This window comes from Microbulbifer maximicatervae (SeqCode), from assembly GCF_052467615.1.
In genome coordinates this window covers 602,764-621,660 of the sequence record NZ_CP174319.1, presented here as the reverse complement: position 1 = coordinate 621,660, position 18,897 = coordinate 602,764, and the positions used below count along the sequence as shown (strand labels likewise).

General features: G+C 47.5%; 18 protein-coding genes and 1 tRNA gene. 8 read left to right on the top strand and 11 right to left on the bottom strand.

Features of this window, described 5'->3' with window-relative positions:
- Nucleotides 1–105 precede the first annotated feature (105 nt).
- Nucleotides 106–1,326 (bottom strand): argininosuccinate synthase, encoded by a 1,221-nt coding sequence (locus ACJJIM_RS02755; RefSeq protein ID WP_413664699.1) that lies wholly within the window; start codon nucleotides 1,324–1,326, stop codon nucleotides 106–108.
- A gap of 319 nt (nucleotides 1,327–1,645) precedes the next feature.
- On the opposite strand from ACJJIM_RS02755, the gene pyrC reads away from it, so the two are divergent.
- The 3 genes from pyrC (at nucleotide 1,646) to ACJJIM_RS02740 (ending at nucleotide 3,843) form a co-directional block, all read left to right on the top strand.
- Nucleotides 1,646–2,677, top strand: a complete 1,032-nt coding sequence (gene pyrC / locus ACJJIM_RS02750; RefSeq protein ID WP_444894895.1) for a dihydroorotase — start codon at nucleotides 1,646–1,648, stop codon at nucleotides 2,675–2,677.
- Nucleotides 2,678–2,806: 129 nt separating this feature from the next.
- Entirely contained in the window at nucleotides 2,807–3,478 is a 672-nt protein-coding gene (gene rnt, locus ACJJIM_RS02745) for a ribonuclease T (RefSeq protein WP_444912288.1), read from the top strand.
- Nucleotides 3,479–3,648: 170 nt separating this feature from the next.
- Complete coding sequence (locus ACJJIM_RS02740) at nucleotides 3,649–3,843, top strand: hypothetical protein (RefSeq protein WP_413664697.1); 195 nt, start codon at nucleotides 3,649–3,651, stop codon at nucleotides 3,841–3,843.
- Nucleotides 3,844–3,948: 105 nt separating this feature from the next.
- Here ACJJIM_RS02740 and secF read toward each other — a convergent pair whose 3' ends face one another.
- The 4 genes from secF to queA form a co-directional block, all read right to left on the bottom strand.
- Nucleotides 3,949–4,950, bottom strand: a complete 1,002-nt coding sequence (secF, locus tag ACJJIM_RS02735) for a protein translocase subunit SecF (protein ID WP_413664696.1) — start codon at nucleotides 4,948–4,950, stop codon at nucleotides 3,949–3,951.
- An 11-nt stretch (nucleotides 4,951–4,961) separates the two neighbouring features.
- Complete coding sequence (secD, locus tag ACJJIM_RS02730; protein WP_444912287.1) at nucleotides 4,962–6,830, bottom strand: protein translocase subunit SecD; 1,869 nt, start codon at nucleotides 6,828–6,830, stop codon at nucleotides 4,962–4,964.
- 219 nt (nucleotides 6,831–7,049) lie between these two features.
- A complete protein-coding gene (tgt, locus tag ACJJIM_RS02725) occupies nucleotides 7,050–8,168 on the bottom strand; it encodes a tRNA guanosine(34) transglycosylase Tgt (RefSeq protein ID WP_444898252.1) in 1,119 nt (372 codons plus the stop codon).
- Nucleotides 8,169–8,182: 14 nt separating this feature from the next.
- Nucleotides 8,183–9,256 carry a tRNA preQ1(34) S-adenosylmethionine ribosyltransferase-isomerase QueA gene (queA, locus tag ACJJIM_RS02720; protein ID WP_444912286.1) on the bottom strand — a complete coding sequence of 358 codons (1,074 nt, stop codon included), beginning with the start codon at nucleotides 9,254–9,256 and terminating at the stop codon, nucleotides 8,183–8,185.
- A 178-nt stretch (nucleotides 9,257–9,434) separates the two neighbouring features.
- Here queA and ACJJIM_RS02715 point away from each other — a divergent pair.
- The 3 genes from ACJJIM_RS02715 (at nucleotide 9,435) to ACJJIM_RS02705 (ending at nucleotide 12,246) form a co-directional block, all read left to right on the top strand.
- Nucleotides 9,435–9,521, top strand: a tRNA-Leu gene (locus ACJJIM_RS02715).
- Nucleotides 9,522–10,109: 588 nt separating this feature from the next.
- A complete protein-coding gene (locus ACJJIM_RS02710; protein ID WP_444912285.1) occupies nucleotides 10,110–10,628 on the top strand; it encodes a hypothetical protein in 519 nt (172 codons plus the stop codon).
- A gap of 484 nt (nucleotides 10,629–11,112) precedes the next feature.
- Nucleotides 11,113–12,246 carry a hypothetical protein gene (locus ACJJIM_RS02705; RefSeq protein WP_444912284.1) on the top strand — a complete coding sequence of 378 codons (1,134 nt, stop codon included), beginning with the start codon at nucleotides 11,113–11,115 and terminating at the stop codon, nucleotides 12,244–12,246.
- 79 nt (nucleotides 12,247–12,325) lie between these two features.
- On the opposite strand, the gene ACJJIM_RS02700 is transcribed toward ACJJIM_RS02705, so the two are convergent.
- Both ACJJIM_RS02700 and ACJJIM_RS02695 read right to left on the bottom strand, forming a co-directional pair.
- Nucleotides 12,326–12,580, bottom strand: a complete 255-nt coding sequence (locus ACJJIM_RS02700) for a hypothetical protein (RefSeq protein ID WP_444912283.1) — start codon at nucleotides 12,578–12,580, stop codon at nucleotides 12,326–12,328.
- 30 nt (nucleotides 12,581–12,610) lie between these two features.
- Nucleotides 12,611–13,042 carry a hypothetical protein gene (locus ACJJIM_RS02695; protein ID WP_444912282.1) on the bottom strand — a complete coding sequence of 144 codons (432 nt, stop codon included), beginning with the start codon at nucleotides 13,040–13,042 and terminating at the stop codon, nucleotides 12,611–12,613.
- 471 nt (nucleotides 13,043–13,513) lie between these two features.
- Between ACJJIM_RS02695 and ACJJIM_RS02690 the strand changes: the two genes are divergently transcribed.
- A complete protein-coding gene (locus ACJJIM_RS02690) occupies nucleotides 13,514–13,945 on the top strand; it encodes a GFA family protein (RefSeq protein ID WP_444912281.1) in 432 nt (143 codons plus the stop codon).
- A 240-nt stretch (nucleotides 13,946–14,185) separates the two neighbouring features.
- Here ACJJIM_RS02690 and ACJJIM_RS02685 read toward each other — a convergent pair whose 3' ends face one another.
- The 3 genes from ACJJIM_RS02685 to ACJJIM_RS02675 form a co-directional block, all read right to left on the bottom strand.
- Nucleotides 14,186–14,689, bottom strand: coding sequence for a hypothetical protein (locus ACJJIM_RS02685; protein ID WP_413664688.1), 504 nt, complete (start codon nucleotides 14,687–14,689; stop codon nucleotides 14,186–14,188).
- A 37-nt stretch (nucleotides 14,690–14,726) separates the two neighbouring features.
- A complete protein-coding gene (locus ACJJIM_RS02680) occupies nucleotides 14,727–15,191 on the bottom strand; it encodes a hypothetical protein (RefSeq protein WP_413664687.1) in 465 nt (154 codons plus the stop codon).
- A gap of 321 nt (nucleotides 15,192–15,512) precedes the next feature.
- Nucleotides 15,513–16,442 carry a hypothetical protein gene (locus tag ACJJIM_RS02675; protein WP_444912280.1) on the bottom strand — a complete coding sequence of 310 codons (930 nt, stop codon included), beginning with the start codon at nucleotides 16,440–16,442 and terminating at the stop codon, nucleotides 15,513–15,515.
- A gap of 872 nt (nucleotides 16,443–17,314) precedes the next feature.
- Here ACJJIM_RS02675 and ACJJIM_RS02670 point away from each other — a divergent pair.
- Nucleotides 17,315–17,968, top strand: coding sequence for a hypothetical protein (locus ACJJIM_RS02670; RefSeq protein WP_444912279.1), 654 nt, complete (start codon nucleotides 17,315–17,317; stop codon nucleotides 17,966–17,968).
- A gap of 239 nt (nucleotides 17,969–18,207) precedes the next feature.
- Here the strand turns inward: ACJJIM_RS02670 and ACJJIM_RS02665 are convergent, their stop codons facing one another.
- Nucleotides 18,208–18,762 (bottom strand): hypothetical protein, encoded by a 555-nt coding sequence (locus ACJJIM_RS02665; RefSeq protein WP_444912278.1) that lies wholly within the window; start codon nucleotides 18,760–18,762, stop codon nucleotides 18,208–18,210.
- Nucleotides 18,763–18,897 lie beyond the last annotated feature (135 nt).

Here is an 18,897-nt window from a genome sequence, read left to right as displayed (position 1 = left end):
CCACCACAGAAGGTGTGTAACCACAATGTGTGAGGCACTGTGGTTACTATTGGCCGGATAAGGATTTAAGCGCATCCTTGCCCGGTGATTGCTGATCTAAATCAACTAAATCAATTTTCTTCCTTTACCTGCGGCAATGCGCAGACGCAGGGCGTTGAGCTTGATAAAGCCCTCCGCGTCCTTCTGGTCGTAAGCGCCAGCATCGTCTTCGAAGGTCGCGATACGCTCATCGAAGAGGCTGTCCGCAGAGCGACGGCCCACAGCACTCACGCTGCCTTTGTACAGTTTCAGGCGAACTTCGCCGTTAACCACATCCTGGGACTCATCGATCGCAGCCTGCAGCATGCTGCGCTCCGGGGACCACCAGTAACCGTTGTAAACCAGCTCGGCGTAGCGCGGCATCAGGGAATCCTTCATGTGCGCAACTTCGCGATCCAGGGTAATGGACTCAATGGCGCGGTGCGCCTTCATCAAAATGGTGCCGCCCGGTGTTTCGTAGCAGCCGCGGGACTTCATTCCCACGTAGCGGTTTTCCACGATATCCAGACGACCGATACCGTTGGCTCCGCCCAACTTATTCAGCTTCTCAAGCAAAGTAGCAGGGCTTAAGCGCTCACCGTCGATAGAAACGGGATCGCCCTTCTCAAAACCCAAAGTAATGTAGGTGGGTTCTTCCGGAGCCGCCTCGGGGCTCACACTCCAGCGCCACATATCCTCTTCGGCTTCCGCCCAGGGATCTTCGAGGTTGCCGCCCTCGTAAGAGATGTGCAGCAGGTTGGCATCCATGGAGTAAGGGGATTTCTTCTTGCTGGAAGAGAAGTCCACCGGAATATTGTGCTGCTCGCAGTACTGCATCAGCTTTTCGCGGGAGTTCAGGTCCCACTCGCGCCAGGGAGCGATTACCTGGATGCCCGGCTTCAGCGCGTAAGCGCCCAGTTCGAAGCGCACCTGGTCATTACCTTTACCGGTAGCACCGTGGGAAATGGCATCGGCGCCAGTCTCGTTGGCAATCTCAATCAGGCGCTTGGCGATCAGCGGGCGCGCAATAGAGGTACCCAGCAGGTACTCCCCTTCATAAATCGCATTGGCGCGGAACATCGGGAAAACGAAATCGCGCACATATTCTTCGCGCAGATCGTCGATATAAATCTCTTTAACCCCGAGGGCCTCGGCCTTGGCACGGGCCGGTTCCACCTCTTCACCCTGGCCGATATCAGCGGTGAAAGTCACCACTTCACAACCGTAAGTCTCCTGCAACCATCGCACGATTACTGACGTATCCAATCCACCGGAGTATGCCAGTACCACCTTTTCGATTTTGCTCATTGCTGTCCTCTGCTGCCGGAAATACGCCGCCGCGACAAAAACGCGGAGACGGGGAATGCCACTACGCGAAACTAGTGTCGGTCTGGGGGAGTTATTCTTGGAGATATGCCCAGGATCGGTAAATTGCGGGCACAACAATACCCACACTCTTTGTCGGGGCGCGATTGTAGCGCCTAAGCTCGCGATCGACTAGCGCCAAGGCGCGAGTAAGCACAATTGATTGATTTTTAACCTTTTCGTGCATCGCAATTTTGTACAGCTTCGGGTAGCATTCGCGCCGCACAACGACTCACTACGCTAAGAAGCTTTACGGAGTACCATGACGGAGCAAATTACCCTTCGCGCCCCCGACGACTGGCACATTCACCTGCGCGACGGCGCCGCTCTCGGGCGCACCGTGCCCGATGCCGCAAAACAATTCCGCCGCGTGATTGTAATGCCCAACCTGGTACCCCCTGTGACCGATGCCGAAAGTGCAGTGGCATATAAGGAACGTATCAACGCCAATGTTCCCGCCGACACCCCTTTCGAACCCTTGATGGTGATCTACCTCACTGACAAGACCGACGCCGCCGTTATTCGCAAGGCCCATGAAGCCGGCGTTATCGCCGCCAAACTGTACCCAGCGGGCGCGACCACCAACTCAGATTCCGGCGTTACCGATATCGCCAACATCTACCCGGCCCTGGAAGAAATGCAGGCCTGCGGTATGAAGCTGCTGGTACACGGTGAAGTGACCACCAGCGATATCGATATCTTCGACCGCGAGCAGGCTTTTATCGAGAAAACCCTGTCCCGCCTGGTAGATGATTTCCCCACGCTGAAAGTGGTGTTTGAACATATCACCACCGCCCAAGCAGTAGAGTTTGTACAAGGCGCCCGCGAAGGCGTTGCCGCAACCATCACCGCGCACCACCTGCTGTACAACCGCAACCATATGCTGGTTGGTGGTATCCAACCGCATTTTTACTGCCTGCCAATCCTCAAGCGCGGCTACCATCAAAATGCACTGATCGAAGCGGCCACCAGCGGTAACCCGAAGTTTTTCCTCGGCACCGACTCAGCCCCCCACGCCCACCACAAAAAAGAACACTCCTGTGGTTGCGCCGGCTGCTATACCGCCTACTCCGCTATTGAGCTCTACGCAGAAGTATTCGAGCGCGCGGGCAAACTGGACAAGCTGGAAGGCTTTGCCAGTGAGTTCGGTCCCGACTTCTACGAGCTGCCGCGCAACGAGGGCACCATCACCCTGGTCAAGAGCCCCTGGACCCTGCCAGAAAAACTGGATATGGGTGGTGAAAATCTGATTCCCCTCGCAGCCGGTGAAACCTTAAACTGGCAACTTGCGTAATCGGCGAGTGCCCTGATTACAGCGCCTGCGGGAGAACACTCCCGGCAGGCGCCGCAATTCGAATACAATACCCTGCCCCACCAGCGCCAAATGCTGCTGGCCTGAAGACAAGATTTACAAGGAACCACCGTGACACCCGCCGAAGAACCCACAGGACCAAAAAGCCCTCTCGCCCAGCGATTCCGAGGCTTTCTGCCCGTGGTCATCGACCTTGAAACCGGCGGCTTTAACGCCCGCACCGATGCACTGCTGGAAATTTCTGCGGTTATCCTCGACATGGATGACTCCGGCAACCTCTTCCCGCTGGAGACCCACAGTTTCCACCTGGAGCCTTTTGAGGGCGCCAACGTTGAGCAATCCGCTCTCGACTTTATTGGCATCGACCTGGAATCCCCGGACCGCGACGCCTGGCCGGAAGAAATCGCCATCCCCGAGCTGTTCCGCAAGATTCGCAGCGCCGTGAAAAAGCACAGCTGCACCCGCGCCATCGTGGTTGCCCACAATGCCCACTTCGACCTGGGCTTCGTCAATGCAGCTGTTGAACGCACCGGCATCAAGCGCAACCCATTCCACCCGTTCTCCTGCTTCGATACCGCCAGTCTCGCCGGCCTCGCCTACGGCCAGACCGTATTGGCAAAAGCTTGCCAGGTTGCCGGAATCGAGTTTGATAACAACTGCGCCCACTCCGCCGAGTACGACGCAGAAAAAACCGCAACCCTGTTTTGCGGCATCGTGAACAAGTGGAAAGAGATGGGCGGTTGGCCGCTGGAAACCGAAGAAACCACAGAAGAAGCCGAATAACGCACTACCTTCCGGGCTGCCTCAAAGCGGCCCGATTTATCCAAAAACGACAAAATTATTCGAAAGCTGTCGACAAAACACCCGCTATGTGCAGACTCTGGCCACTTGGGTGATTTTTTGTGCAAGCCGTGCTAATATGGCCCGCTTACACATAAAAACCGGATAGCGCCGTGGCCAAGAAACCTTCCTCTTCCTCCAATCGCAAACAAGCCGCTCCCCTCGAGACCAGCGAAAGTATCGAGGAGCAGGTAAAGGCGTTCCTCGCCGGTGGCGGTGAGATCGAGCAGGTGCCCAAAGGGGTGAGCGGCCAGACCAATACTTCCGGCCCCAAGCACATCACCCTCGGCAAAAAGCCCAGAGCCTAAACTCCGCGCAATAAAAAACCCCGACGGCGCTCCGCTGATCTGCAGCAAAGCGCGGCCGGGGCCGCTCGAATATGGCCGCGTCAACGCAGCCACTTCTCATTCACATCAGGGCATTTCTTCCAGTTCCGCACCCTCTTTCACCGGCGGCATCAGATCTTCTTTGTTGATATTCAAAGCCATCAGCACGTTGGCAGCTACGTAAACAGAGGAGTAAGTACCCACAACCACACCCACGATCAAGGCCAGGGAGAAGTTGTGGATCAATTCGCCACCGAAGAACTGCAGCGCCCACAGCACCAGCAAGGTGGTGAAGGACGTCATAAAGGTACGGCCCAAGGTCTGGCTGATAGAAATATTGATAATTTCCTCAGACTCAGCCTTGCGCACCTTGCGGAAGTTCTCGCGGATGCGGTCCGATACCACAATGGTATCGTTCAGGGAGTAACCGATCACCGCCAACACGGCCGCCAGTACGGTTAAATCGAAGTCCAATCCCATCACCGCAAAGAAGCCCAGCACGATAATCACATCGTGGCCCAGAGCCGCTACAGCGCCGAAAGAGAACTTGTACTGGAAGCGCAGGGCAACGTAGATCATCACCATAAACAGGGCCAGCATCATGCCCAGGCCGCCGTCGTCGCGCAGCTCGGCACCTACCTGCGGGCCCACCATCTCGACACGACGCAGCTCAACATCACCCTCACTGCCCTCTCTCAGGAGAGCCACAACCTTGTCACCGATCGGTGTCGTTGTTTCCTGATCGGTAGCGCTGATCTGGATTTCCTCCTCGGTCACCACAGGGGGCAACTTGATCAGCAGGTCCTTTTCAGAACCAAAATTCACTACCGTGGCACCGTCGTAACCCGCTGCTTCCAGCTGATCGCGCACGTCGCTAATAAAAGGCGTTACCTCATAGCCCACTTCAACCTGGGTACCACCGGTAAAGTCCAGGCCGAACTTCAGGCCGTTCATTGCCAGTGCGGCGATGGAGGAAAGTACCAGCACCACCGAGACAATCCCGGCGATCTTGCGCCAGCGCATAAAGTCGTAGACGCGCTTGCCCATGTACTCGGTAATTTTGCCATTATCCACTTTGGTCTCACTCATGACCGTCTCCCTTAAATCCTGAGCTTCTGCACACGGCGACCGCCGTAGAACAAGTTAACAATTGCTCGCGTACCCATGATGGCACTGAACATGGAGGTGAGAATACCGATAGACAGGGTTACCGCGAAGCCCTGTACCGGGCCGGAGCCGATGGCATACAGGATCACCGCCACAATCAGGGTGGTGATGTTCGCATCCACAATGGTGCTGTAAGCATTGTCAAAACCGGCACTAATCGCTGTCTGGGGAGGCATCCCATTCCTGAGCTCCTCCCGTATTCGCGAGAAGATAAGCACGTTGGCATCCACCGCCATACCCACGGTCAATACGATACCGGCGATACCAGGCAGCGTGAGGGTTGCACCCAACAGCGACATCACCGCCACCAGCAGGATCATATTCACCGCCAGGGCCAGGTTCGCGGCCAAGCCAAATACGCGGTAGGAAATCAGCATACAGATAATCACGGCCAGCAGACCGATCTGTACGGATTGCACACCCACCTTGATGTTATCGGCACCCAAAGATGGGCCGATCACACGCTCTTCCACAAAGTACATGGGCGCAGCCAGGGCGCCAGCACGCAGCAGCAGGGCCAGTTCCTGAGCTTCAGCCGGGCTGTCCAGACCGGTGGTGCGGAACTGCTTGCCCAAGGCACTCTGTACCGTGGCCAGATTAATAATCTTCTTCTCTTCGGTGCGCTTCTGCACGGTAACTTCGTTACCGTTTTCGTCGATCTCGGTTACCGGCTCAAAGCGAGTCTCGATAAACAGGGTACCCATACGGCGACCGACATTTTTCCAGGTAGCGCGGTGCATCATCTCGCCGCCACGGGCGTCGAGGGTGATATTTACCTGCGGGAAACCGCTCTCGTCGTAACCGACGCGGGCATTGGTAACGCTGTCACCCTTGATAATGATCTGGCGCTCCAACCAGGCACCACCATACATCTGCGCCTGGCGATCATCGCGGTACTCGAAGTATTCCTTGTTGGAAACCAGCTCATCCGGGCGAGCTTCCATACGGTATTCGAGGTTGGCAGTTTTACCGATAATACGCTTGGCCTCTGCAGTGTCCTGTACACCGGGCAGCTCCACAACGATACGGTTGCGGCCCTGGCGCTGTACGATCGGCTCAGCAACACCCAGCTCGTTCACCCGGTTGCGCAGGGTGGTGAGGTTCTGGGTTACGGCGTAATCTTCCAGCTGCTTGATTTCCTGATCGGTCAGGGTTGCGCGGATCTCCAGGTTTTCACCGCTGCCGGACTCGCGCAGTTGGAGCTGCGGGAATTCCTTCCGCAGAGTGGACATCGCCCGGCTGCGCAGCTCATCGTTGCGGAAGCGGGCAATAATCTCGCGATCATCCACCAGCTCCACATTGCGGTAACGAGCCTTGGCTTCCCGCAGTTTGCTTTTCACTTCCTGCTCGTAGCTTTCCATGTTGTTCTTGACGATGGTGTTGGTGTCGACTTCCATCAGGAAGTGCACACCACCAGCCAAGTCCAGACCGAGCTTCATCGGGCTAGCGCCGATATCTTTCATCCACTGGGGCGTGGTGGAAGCCAGGTTCAGGGCGACAACATAGTTGGTGGTACCAAGCGCTTTTTGAATCGCCTCTTTAGCCGGCAACTGCTCCTCCATGGAGTTCAAGCGGATCAGTACTGACTTGTCCCCAACTTCGCCGCCGAAGTGAGCAATTCCCGCTTCATCCAGGGCTTTTTGTGCATTCGCAAGGACATCGGGGCCGATGGTGAGTGCACTGGATTGCCCGGAAATCTGCACGGCAGGGTCCGGCTTGTAGAGATTGGGCGCGGCGTACATCAGGCCAAAGGCCACAACCGCGAGAATCAGAAAGTACTTCCAGATCGGGTAGCGATTCATGCTGTTCTCATTGTTCTAGTGTGACCCCGAGGGCCGGTAAATCTTGGCAATCTGCCTAAGCAATTTGCCTGGATATGCGGGCAGTATACGCAGAATGCAAGGTACACCGCCCCCAATAAAAGTGGGGGCTGATTATACGGGGATCGTGGGAACGGACAAATTACAGGGGTGCCGCAATGAGACGGGCAGCACCCCAGGCAGGGTAAAAGCGACGCCTGATCAGGCCTCCAGCGCTGGAACCTCGCGCCCCAGACCACGGTAGAACTCGGCGACATAAGCCTCCAATTCATTGGCGGCAATGGCATCGCGCAGCTTTTGCATCAAGCGCTGGTAGTGGCGCAAATTGTGAATCGTATTTAGCTGCGCACCGAGAATTTCACCGCAGCGATCCAGGTGGTGCAGGTAAGCGCGGGAGAAATTCTCACAGGTGTAACAATCGCACTCTTCCTCCAAGGGACCCGTATCGTGACGGTGCCTGGCGTTGCGGATTTTCACCACACCTTCGAAGGTAAACAGGTGGCCGTTGCGCGCATTGCGAGTGGGCATGACGCAGTCGAACATATCCACACCGCGGCGCACCGCCTCGACAATATCCTCCGGCTTGCCCACGCCCATCAGGTAGCGCGGCTTATCTTCCGGCATCTTGTGAGCCAGGTGATCCAGCACCTTGATCATCTCATCTTTCGGCTCCCCCACAGACAGGCCGCCAATGGCATAGCCATCGAAACCAATCTCAGTCAGGCCGCGCAGTGACACATCGCGCAACTCCGGGAACATACCGCCCTGCACAATTCCGAACAGCGCCGACGGGCTATCGCCATGAGCTTTCTTGGAGCGCTCCGCCCAACGCAGGGACAACTCCATAGATTTGCGCGCTTCGTCAGTGGTGGCCGGATAAGGGGTGCACTCATCGAAGATCATGACGATATCGGAACCCAGGTCCCGCTGAACGCGCATGGACTCCTCTGGGTCCAGGAATACCGGGCTGCCATCGATAGGCGAGCGGAAAGAAACCCCCTCTTCCGTAATCTTGCGCAGTTCACCCAGGCTAAACACCTGGAAACCGCCGGAGTCGGTGAGGATCGGGCCGGACCACTGGGTAAAATCGTGCAGATCACCGTGGGCTTTAACCACTTCGGTGCCCGGGCGCAGCATCAGGTGGAAGGTATTGCCCAGAATAATCTGTGCACCGATCCCTTCGATATCCCTCGGCAACATGCCTTTCACGGTGCCGTAAGTGCCCACCGGCATAAACGCCGGGGTTTCCACCACACCGCGAGGGAAACGCAAGCGGCCGCGACGGGCCTTGCCATCAGTGGTATCCACTTCAAACTGCATAAAACATTCGCGGCTCACTGGGTATCTCCTTTCGCTGGTGCTACTTCTTCTTTTTTGGCATTGGGATCGCGGGTAATAAACATGGCATCGCCGTAACTAAAGAAGCGATAGCGCTCCTCAACTGCGGCCTTATAAGCGGTCATCGTATGCTGGTACCCCGCGAAGGCACTCACCAGCATCAATAAGGTGGACTCCGGCAGGTGGAAGTTGGTGATCAACTTATCCACAACCTGGAATTCATAACCGGGATAAATAAAGATATCTGTCTCCCCCACCGTGGCCTGTAACTGGCCACTGCGCGCCGCACTTTCCAGCGCGCGCACACTGGTGGTACCCACCGCAATCACGCTGCCATTGCGAGCGCGGCAAGCAGTTACCGCATCCACCACATCCTGGGAGACATCCAGCACTTCGCTGTGCATCTGGTGCTCATAAATATTGTCCACGCGCACCGGCTGGAAAGTACCCGCACCCACATGCAGGGTCACGAAGACAACCTCGACACCTTTATCCCGCAATGCACCGATCATTTCATCATCAAAGTGCAGCCCCGCCGTCGGTGCCGCCACAGCACCGGCATTGCGGCCGTATACGGTTTGGTAGCGCTCGCGATCGCTGGCATCGTCTTCACGATCAATATAAGGAGGTAGCGGCATATGGCCCAGGTGATCCAAAATCGCCAGCACACCCTCTTCTTTTGGGAAGGACAATTCAAACAGTGCGTCCTTGCGGCCGGTCACCTCTATACGGGTACCGTCCTCAAGAACAATGGTGGAACCGGGCTTAGGCGACTTACTGGAGCGCACGTGGGCCCAGATATCCGTCTCGTTGAGCACCCGCTCCACTAGGATTTCCAACTTACCGCCGGTCTCCTTCTGCGCGAACAAACGCGCCGGGATCACCCGGGTATCGTTAAAGACTATCAGGTCACCAGCTTGGACCTGATCGAGAATATCTGGGAACTGCCGATGTGCAATGGCCCCGCTGGGCCCATCCAGACACAAAAGACGGCTGCCACGGCGCTCCTCGGTGGGCGCGCGGGCGATCAGCTCATCGGGCAGATGAAAGTCAAAGTCCTGACGCTGCATGGAATCCTGGAAATCTAGAAACTATGGAGAGGTCGCGAAGGTTATAGGAAATTTTAGGAGCTGTTAACTGGGACGACAGAAAATGCGCTAAGTTATTGAAATCACTGGTTGACCCAAGCGAAAGCATTGCTATAATCACGCCCTCTTCGCACCGACCTCAAGGTCGAGCAGCGAAAGTGCCAGAGTGGTGAAATTGGTAGACACAGGGGATTCAAAATCCCCCGCCCTTAAAAGCGTGCCGGTTCGAGTCCGGCCTCTGGTACCATATCTCAAACCCGCGTCAGACCTAGCTTTCGCGGGTTTTTTAATTCTGATTTACCTTCCCTAAATTTTGAAGAATGGCGCTTAAAAGATCCAAAGTGTCCACATTGTGTCCACACAGGATTTTTTTGACTCTCCCCTGCCCACATGTGGACACCATCAATCTATTGCTTTCCTCCTGTGAAACTCCTCTTCATTTCTCTTCCAATCTCTTCAAAGTGTGAAATCCAAAGCATTCCCAAACCCCACACCAGCTCAGGCCCTGGCCGCTTATGCCATTTCATCAACTAAAAGAACGCCCAAAATCGGCAGGCGTGGGGAGGAGTGACCGAAAGCCCCTTTTAATGCGCAAATAATAGTCATCAAGATTTTAATTGAAGGTACACCGCTATTTATAAAGAGTTTTGGCCACCAACAGTCAACTAGTACGATCGTTCTGTAGTGGGTTAACTACGAACAGAAATGAAAAGCGCAAAGTCATTTTTTCTGAGGGTTTCCAAAGTGATATGAATGAATGAAAATATTAAAACCTACGGAAGCTTCTTGAATGAACCTTTACAAGTCTCTCTTTATTTGAATACGGATATTTTGAATGAAAGATTTTTTATTTGAATTTATTTCATCCAACTCAACGCTATTAGTAACCTGCCTCGGAATCTTAGCTGCATTATTTACAATATCAATAATGAGAAAGATTCATCAAAAAAACCTACGTGATAGATCCTATGATGAACTGAAATCAAGCAGCCTGTATCAAATTGAAGAAAATCTTAAAGACATCCAAAGAGTATTCGATAAGCCTATTAAATGTGAAAATGGCGATGGACTTGAAAGAACTCTTAGCCAATTGCTAATTGACCCTACCAGCCCTCGAAACGAAGAGGCCATTAAAGAAACGCTATCCAAACTGTCACCACTGTTTGCTGAGTTCTGCTCAAACCTAGATAAATACCATGACAACATAATGTCCAGTAAGGACTACTGCCCAATATTTCAAGAACACGGAAGGAAAGCCATAAAATATCTCAGGCTATTTGAGCAATCAAATTACGATGACATCCCTCTTCGTTTTGCTAAACTCCACCTTGAGAGTGCAGACATTACTTATTAAAAATCATAGGGGACTGGTTATGCGAATTCTTTGGAAGCTTTTATAGCTAGGACATGTTTGTCAGCCTCGACCAGCTGTCAAGACACAATGAAGAAATATGAAATCTATCCCGCAGCAGATACCCAAATGGAGATTGACGTTAACTGGCTAAAGATTATGGAAGCATGCAACCTCCATACGAGAACCCAAATCATCATCTGTGAATCCCCTAATCGCATTTGTAAAGTTTCTGTCGTCAACGCCAGCTAGCAAGACGAAATTGCACTCAACTCAATTGAGACTAAAATAGACTGATAGCCAAATATTTTTGGAATGACATGCGATATATTTAGGCAAGAAATTATCATACTACCGTAGCATTAAGTATGGGTAGAATTGCCACTATAGATCTGCAATTAATTGATACAAATAAAAGTAATAACTTAACCCTTACTGCAATACAAAAAATTAAAACTGTTTATTAAAATATTAAAGTCAGGTGGAAATGCTTCTCTCCAAAATAAAAGCCAAAATTAAATCCTTATTTGACCTAAAGCACTTAAAAGGCGCGAAGTGTGAAGCCCCGAAAGAGGAACAAACAGCTTCCAAGGAGGCTCAGACCCCAGAGTCAAAACCAAAAAAGGAAGTTACACTGTACGAATATAAGCCCTTTAAATATACTCTGTGGCTTGGGGGAGCATTACTATTAATCTTCCAAATAGCAATATGGATTTCACTTAAAGACTACGAAATTTGCCCTTCAAGCAAATGCTTAAACAACTACTTAATTTATCATCAACCAATAATCAAAGTCGCAACAGCTCTAATCGCCATTGCAACCATAATTGGATTAATATTTAGAACCAATCAAACAGCCTACCAAATGGAACATGAGCACAGGAAAACTATATTTAGCCATTATTTCGAACACAAAAAAATGTTTTTTGACGCTCTAAAAAATTTGGAAAAAGAACACGGGATAAGATTCAAAGAAAAAAATAGTCTATACAGCCTTTGGTTTACAAAAAATGCCATTGATAACTTTGACATATCTCTAATAGACTCTATAGGCCCATTGTATGTCGCAAATAGATTTGAAATCTTAAGGTATAACACTAGGAAGATATATAGAAATAGAATATTATCAGAAGAAGATCTGATGCTAACACAAAAAGAACTAACTATATTCCTCATAATTTTACGTATTGAATACGACAACCTACCAACACATGAACTGTATGAAAGCTTTGATAACTTTAAAAGAGTTACACGAGTGATTATCGATATAAGCAATACAATAATTTCACTTTCCGACAGTGATAAGACTGCAAGCCAATTTTCACGACCAATTTCCGATATTTTCTGCAAGGCAAACAGTTTTATTAAAGAAAAAAGAGCAAGGAGAAAAGATAGTATAAACCCACTTAGGGATTACCTTTACATATGTACATTCGGCGAGAAAAATGAAAATAATACCTACAAAGTATTAGGCATTAAAGATTACGGGATAAAGGTTCATCTTTGCCCATTCAAAGTACGAGATAAAGAACTTAATATAGAACTTAGACACCTATTCGAAGAAGAAGTGAAGAGAAATCGACCTGCAAACAGCAACAAACTAGAACCTTCCTTAACCTAAAATAAAAGTTGCCCTCTCCGACATCTCCTCTTAATTTATTGCGCATGAGAATGTCACGAGGGCAACAGTCATTAGCCACTCAACAAGTGTATTCTAGACATCGTTCTACCAATACCCCACCCCTCTCAATCGAATACTCAGTAAACTCACCCGTCACAATATCCAGAATTTGTAGCCAGGAATAAAACAGCGCTTTTTTAGATTTAGCAATTTTCTTTGCCAGTTCTTTTGCAGCCTCTTCAGTTGGCGCAGAGCCTCTAAAGCTCTTAGCTCCGCCATTCATCAAGTGAACCCGCTCCGCGAAAATGGCGTACCTGTTTACTCTATTATTCATAACTTCTCTCCTTTTAAGTGTATAACCAGCTTAAGCCCGCACCGCGCTAAGCTGAGATTTCAAAGTATCCGCACTGCTCTTGTGCCCATTAATTGCCGCCTCTTGGGTTGGCTTCTGGCCATTCCCTGGGTGCGAGTGCGTCGCCAGGGTGGCGGCCAGGGCAGACACTACGCCTATTAAATCCTCTAGCACTTTCAGTACGTTTAAAGATTCACTGCCTAACCAAACCTTGCCGCCGTCTTTTACTTTGATGGTTTGGCGAACCTTGGCCACTGATTCGCGAATGTTTCCGATTTGTTTCTTTATGTCGCGGCCCGCTGAAATATTAATATCACTGGCTGTTGTAATATTTAGATTATCCAGCGCGGATAAGTTCAGGCCGCCAGCAGATAAGAAACGTAAAGCTCCAGGGACTTCAATTATTTTTACGCCGGACACCTCTTCTACGGAGTGTTCCCGCACTTGCCGGTGTTCGCTATCGCAGCTCGCTTTGACTTCAGCAGACTTTGTAATTCTGCGTAACTAGTTCTCCCGTATATCACAGTGAGTTTCCCGGCTCCATTCTGCACTGGCGTCCACCATTTGCCGCAGTGATTTGCATTGCTGCCAAATTAAATCTTCACGGTCGAACGCTGGGAGTCCTACCCTGTGTGACAGCACCGTGCGAATAAATGGCTTATCCGCCATTGCCTGCATAGTGCAACGGTAACAGTATGAAAAATGGCAAGCGATCAAGTAACAAACCACTACCATCTCGTAACTTATATCGACAAAGAACTGATAAATAACTAGCCAAGCTATCAATATTTATGTTTACATCACTTAATTAGACTAGCATTTATAATTTAAACAAAAAATCTTATAGATGATAAAAAGGCATTCTTAATTTAGATTCTTATTTTTAAGTGAACATTTGCCTCTACAGGCCATTATATGAATAGCAAGAATAAAATCACTTCCGGTGGCTGCTTGTGTGGAGCTGTGCGATATGAGGTTAAAGGGCCACTACGCAACGTAGTTAACTGTCATTGTAGTATGTGTCAAAAACTACATGGAAGTTTCGGCCCGCATACCAAAGCTCGCAAGGTCAACATTAAAATAACAAAAGATGACGGGCTGGCGTGGTATAAAACATCAGAAGTAGCCCGCAGAGGCTTCTGCCAGCAATGTGGTTCAAGCCTATTCTGGGAACCATTTAATCTCGATGCAACTGGAATTATTGCAGGATCACTAGATGGCCCAACCGGGTTGAAAACTATGGGGCATATTTTCACTGGCGAAAAATCTGATTTTTACGAAATTGATGACGAACACCCTCAATTCAAGGAGTCATCTGATGGGCAACTAGTCAACGACTACAAGTAGGTTATTATTATTTGAAAGAGAGAAACAGGGGGGGGCAATGCTTCTTCCACGCAGTACTCAAATCTAATCAGAGGCCACTCCCTATTACCACTGCGGCACCCGCTGTGTGCTATGAGAGTTTTTATGTAACAGAGATTTACACTATTAGAAACACTGTGTAAATCTCCCTAGTCAGACTTACTAGTTTTTAGTTAAGCCCCGCCCCGGCAGGAGCCAGCCTTAATAATCTTCACAAAACTTTTATTCTTTTATCAAAAAATCACCATATCCTCTAGCATACTCAAGGGAAAGTATCATTCCAAATTTAGCACAACCTCCATTATTCTTTGGTGCATTTAGCTCCGCTTTCATATTTGAAAAGATCTTCCGTAATTTTCCAGATATATTATCATCATCAACTTCTAGTAACACTATTTTTTCAATTTTACCCCAATGATTAATCACTACTGAAATCCTGAATTCCATATTAGGAAAAAATGATTTATTTAATTCAAGCTCAAGCAGTTTCGGCAGCTTTGCTGCCGCATAAGCAAAATATTCTTGCTCATTTATAGTTTTTTCACTGAGGTGAGCAAACCATTTAACTGGGCATTTTTTTCGCAAATGCTCATATTGCAACCTCTGGCTCTCAAGCCGACTCTCTAAAGCACGAAGAGTTCCCAGTGAATCTTGATTGGAATCTACTGCTAAAACACTAACGTTTACTACACATAACAATAAAGTGACAATAATTTTCCTAGACACCAACGGCCCTCTCAACCTCAACGAGGCACATATCAAATCAACCTTTGCCGAGCAAATCCAAACCTTGCTTAAAATACGTATAAAGACAATCACTTGTCCCCATAAAACCACCGCGCCCAACATCTATATTTTTTTCAGGCCAAATTAATTTCATCGGCAGCCCCCCAAATTTTACGGACTCAATATTATGAACAAGCCCCACTTGTGCATAAAATATGCCTTCTGATTTCAGGTAGATATAAAATTCAACTACCTCCCCACCAAATGCCGTTCCTTTATTGTTTGCCTTATGAAAGCAATTCGCAAATTCAGCATAGTATTTAGGCAACAACTCAAATTCCTGACCTCTCGCTAAAAATACTACACCTTCTATGCTTTCAGCATCTATTAGTTTTGTATTATCAAAAAATACTTGCCGGGATTGCTTTGTCGACCAAGAAAGATAAAAAATAAAAGCAGAGAAACATAAAAACAAAGCGATCCTAAAATCCTTGCCACCCATAAAAACCTCTAACGTGAAAGGCTTGAAGATCACAATAATAGACCTTAATAACCCCTAAAGCACTTACCAAAGGTATACTATACAGTACTATTAATATTCAGCAAAGCCGCAAACTTGGATTGAATAACAATTCTGGATATCCACAAAATCAATAATTTTAATCGCAGGCCATATTGATATCAGACAAATTGCTATAGATAGGCTACTAGATAGAAGATAACAAATGCCACTTCCATGCGGCTCTTAAAATTCACTAGAACCTCCTATCAAATCTACGGATGCCCAATTTTTTCAGGCCCATATATTATTTAATTCGTATACCTAGTGGGCACTTAAGGATCTAACTGAGATAAACCCACCTCTTCTAATATCCTTCAAATTAGAACCTCCGCCAAATACAACCAGTAGAATTCCAGCCCCAAGTATTGGCAAATGCCCTATCAATTCATGAACACCAAGAATAGACGCGGTCAAAATGAAGAAACTCAATACCGTAATAGTTGCCAACCGTGTTGACCACCCGAGCAAGATAACCAAACCAAAGCAGAATTCAGCCATTCCCGCAGAAAAAACGAAGGTCAAATCGGAGAAAGAGTGCCACCCCAGATTAGACATGAAGTTCCAATGATAGTGCTGCAGAAATTCAAGACCCAAGTGAGGATTGAGCCACTTATTGTGAACTGCCAGAGTCATAAGCTGAAGGCCTAGCCCACAACGTAAAGCAAGCAATCCAAGACCTGGCTTTTGATACAATATAAATGCTAGTGAAAGCCCTAAAAATTCAAAGCCATAGTCAATCCAGATTGAGAATGGGTAAGTAGCCATTATTGAGAGCAAAAGCGCGAAGATTAGATATCCGGAGCTTCTTAGGCTGACATCTAAAATTAACACAATACCAATTACCAGCTGAAACTCATTAACAAGACTTTGCGTGGCAGAGAATTCCAGGTTTGGGGCCAGTAATACACCCGAAAAATAATTAAAAACAAAGGTCAACCCAATCAAGGCAGACGTGATATGCCAAATTTTGTGGCGGCCAATGTCGGACCAGAGGTTGGGAAATTTATTAGATACTCTGTGAACAGCTACTGTTTCAAGCGACTGTAAGGATCTATTCACCATACAGTATAGAAAGCCCCCCAAAAGAACTAACGCATATATCCAATTCCACTCAAACTCAACTGCATTACCATCGTTTTGTACAAACCAGCGTACATGAGACCACGCAGGAGGCGAAGCAAAGTAGCTCATAAAAGCTATAACCAGTAGAAAGCTGTAAGACTTCCTCCGTGTAAACATAATTATTACCTCAATGAATACTGCTTTTAGCCTACAAAAACCTATGCAGGCAGATCTTGCACCTGATCATATATAGTTCACGTATTTAGAGTAAATAAGGTAGCGTTCACATTGCTAGGTACTTAACAAATGTGAAAAAAATAGCATTCTGAGGGGATTCTTTGTCAACCAAAAAATTTCTTAGGATAACTTCACAGAAAATAAAATTATCGACCTTTGGTGGAACTACTTAGTTAATCTTAACTGAGTTTCATACTTCAAGAGAATCTAGTTGCTGTTCAAATTTCTACTGGATGTAAAATAAGATACTGATTATTTATCTTGATTTCGGATAATAAGTGCAGTTGGTAAGGGAGTACTCAACTGGTAGAGTCGGCGCCTTTACCAGCTAAGAGTCACGACACAACACTTGTTTGCTAGGGTACCACCCATGGCAAGCACATAAGCTTACTAAGCTTTTCTAACTATGATTGAACGCAAGTGGCACCTACTTTTATTATTACATTGATAGAAAAACGTTCAACCTTGCTGGCTGAAGTGCCTATTAGTTAGGCAAGGAGCTTCAAAGATTAAATCACAACAATTATCTTCGACAAACGTCTTGAATTGAGTTTACAGCATAAAAAGATTGCAGTTATTACTTGAAATCAAGGCATACACAAAAGTCGAGACTGTATGTTATCCACATCAATGAAATATAAACCTAAAGATAACCACATAAGCAGGCAATCGCTCTAGCCCAATTAGATGATTTAGATTACCATACTTATGTGCATACCTTTTAATCCGAGGTAATCACGTTTTGTATTCAAAGAGAAATATATATGAACTGGAAAATATTCTCAATTGCAGGATGGGTATCTTGTCTAGGCTTAGCCACCATTATCTACTTTAAAGACCCAGCTATTACAGCCAAGGAGGAATTTAAAGTTAATGCTCAACCAACCAAACTAGAAGGGCTTTCACCAAAGTCCATTAAGGCTGATAAGACCTACAATACAGGAAGCATTGCTGCCGAGGATGCCATAGAAATAGCAGTAAATGACCTTCAACTAGAGCCCGTTGCAGCCAAAGAAGTTATACATAAAAACATTTCTACATTTGAATCTACAGAGATCTTTGACCGAGTTAGGGAACAAATGTCTAACGAAGCACTATTTAGCTTAGACAATATTGAAAGTTTCGAATGTAACAAAGGCGAATGCAATTTTGTAACAAACTTTACTTCGGATGAATTGAACCTTACCTTTCATAGAGCAGAACACATACAAAATCTTGCCAGAGCATCTGCCAAAGAGGTTTTAGGACCTGAATACAGTCCATTTATAAGCATAGATAATATAGAAACAGCCGGCGATGGCAATACTCGAGTGGAGTATCGACTATTTGCCCATCGCTTAGTGGACCAAGATCATGTTCAGAATGTTTTGGATGCTCTTGAAGCCGCTCAAAAGCTAGAGGCAGCTAACCCTCAATAGTATACCCTTCGAATGGATAAGAAATCATAAGGCGACTTATATAAAGTATCATTGGCCACCACAGAAAGTTACAACCCCTAAGACACTCTACAGCCACAAAAGTACTAGATCAAAGACGGAGGTATTTATACTCAAAATACCGATTTTTAACATTTAAAATTTTTTAAATTAATTCAGCACCAGCTTAAAAAGCTCACCAATTACCACTGCGAAAAAGAAAGTTAAAAAGGGTGATCTCGCTATCCTCCAACCTTGACTGGATCAAGATTTAATTTCTTTATTCTTATGCTATCCAGTATTTTCTCTACCATATTTCTGTCTGCTTCAATTTCCCTATTGCTACGTTCCTCTATAACAATGAAAGACCGGTCTCTTGCATGAATAAGATACAAGGTAGTTCTCACAGTATTAACCTTATAAAAACCATCAGTTTTATAAATATTGATAATACCTGGAACCATCCTACCATCTATAGGGGTAATGGTTTTGCGCGTTTCCTTTTCAAGCACTTCTATTCTGCTGTATTCTTCTAGCATAACCCTACTAATATTTTCGGCTAGATCTGGCAGTGGCAATTCAACTGGATATGGTGTTACAGTAATAAATACTGACGTACGGTTTGGACCATCAACAAAGATCTCCTTGAATCCATCTTTATCTACCTCATAACTTACACTGAAGCTGTCAGGATAAAATAAAAATAGATGTTCGTCTTCGTACTTCTTTAACTTATCGGCAAGGGAATGGGCGCTAAACGCTAGCAACAACACTAGCACTAGAAGATTTCTAAACATTAAGTTTTACTGAAATGGTTTGTAGTTGATAGTGCTAAATAATATATGAATTTTGCACTTTAAGTTGTGAACTTTAGATGCCTGATGTCATCTTATGAAAAGTTATATAAACAATGTCGCCAAATGGTAACTTGA

Coding starts and splice junctions, on each gene's coding strand:
- ACJJIM_RS02755 (WP_413664699.1), bottom strand. CDS start 1,326: ATGAGCAAAATCGAAAAGGTGGTACTGGCATACTCCGGTGGATTGGAT.
- pyrC (WP_444894895.1), top strand. CDS start 1,646: ATGACGGAGCAAATTACCCTTCGCGCCCCCGACGACTGGCACATTCAC.
- secF (WP_413664696.1), bottom strand. CDS start 4,950: ATGAGTGAGACCAAAGTGGATAATGGCAAAATTACCGAGTACATGGGC.
- secD (WP_444912287.1), bottom strand. CDS start 6,830: ATGAATCGCTACCCGATCTGGAAGTACTTTCTGATTCTCGCGGTTGTG.
- tgt (WP_444898252.1), bottom strand. CDS start 8,168: ATGCAGTTTGAAGTGGATACCACTGATGGCAAGGCCCGTCGCGGCCGC.
- queA (WP_444912286.1), bottom strand. CDS start 9,256: ATGCAGCGTCAGGACTTTGACTTTCATCTGCCCGATGAGCTGATCGCC.
- ACJJIM_RS02710 (WP_444912285.1), top strand. CDS start 10,110: ATGAAAGATTTTTTATTTGAATTTATTTCATCCAACTCAACGCTATTA.
- ACJJIM_RS02705 (WP_444912284.1), top strand. CDS start 11,113: ATGCTTCTCTCCAAAATAAAAGCCAAAATTAAATCCTTATTTGACCTA.
- ACJJIM_RS02700 (WP_444912283.1), bottom strand. CDS start 12,580: ATGAATAATAGAGTAAACAGGTACGCCATTTTCGCGGAGCGGGTTCAC.
- ACJJIM_RS02690 (WP_444912281.1), top strand. CDS start 13,514: ATGAATAGCAAGAATAAAATCACTTCCGGTGGCTGCTTGTGTGGAGCT.
- ACJJIM_RS02680 (WP_413664687.1), bottom strand. CDS start 15,191: ATGGGTGGCAAGGATTTTAGGATCGCTTTGTTTTTATGTTTCTCTGCT.
- ACJJIM_RS02675 (WP_444912280.1), bottom strand. CDS start 16,442: ATGAGCTACTTTGCTTCGCCTCCTGCGTGGTCTCATGTACGCTGGTTT.
- ACJJIM_RS02670 (WP_444912279.1), top strand. CDS start 17,315: ATGAACTGGAAAATATTCTCAATTGCAGGATGGGTATCTTGTCTAGGC.
- ACJJIM_RS02665 (WP_444912278.1), bottom strand. CDS start 18,762: ATGTTTAGAAATCTTCTAGTGCTAGTGTTGTTGCTAGCGTTTAGCGCC.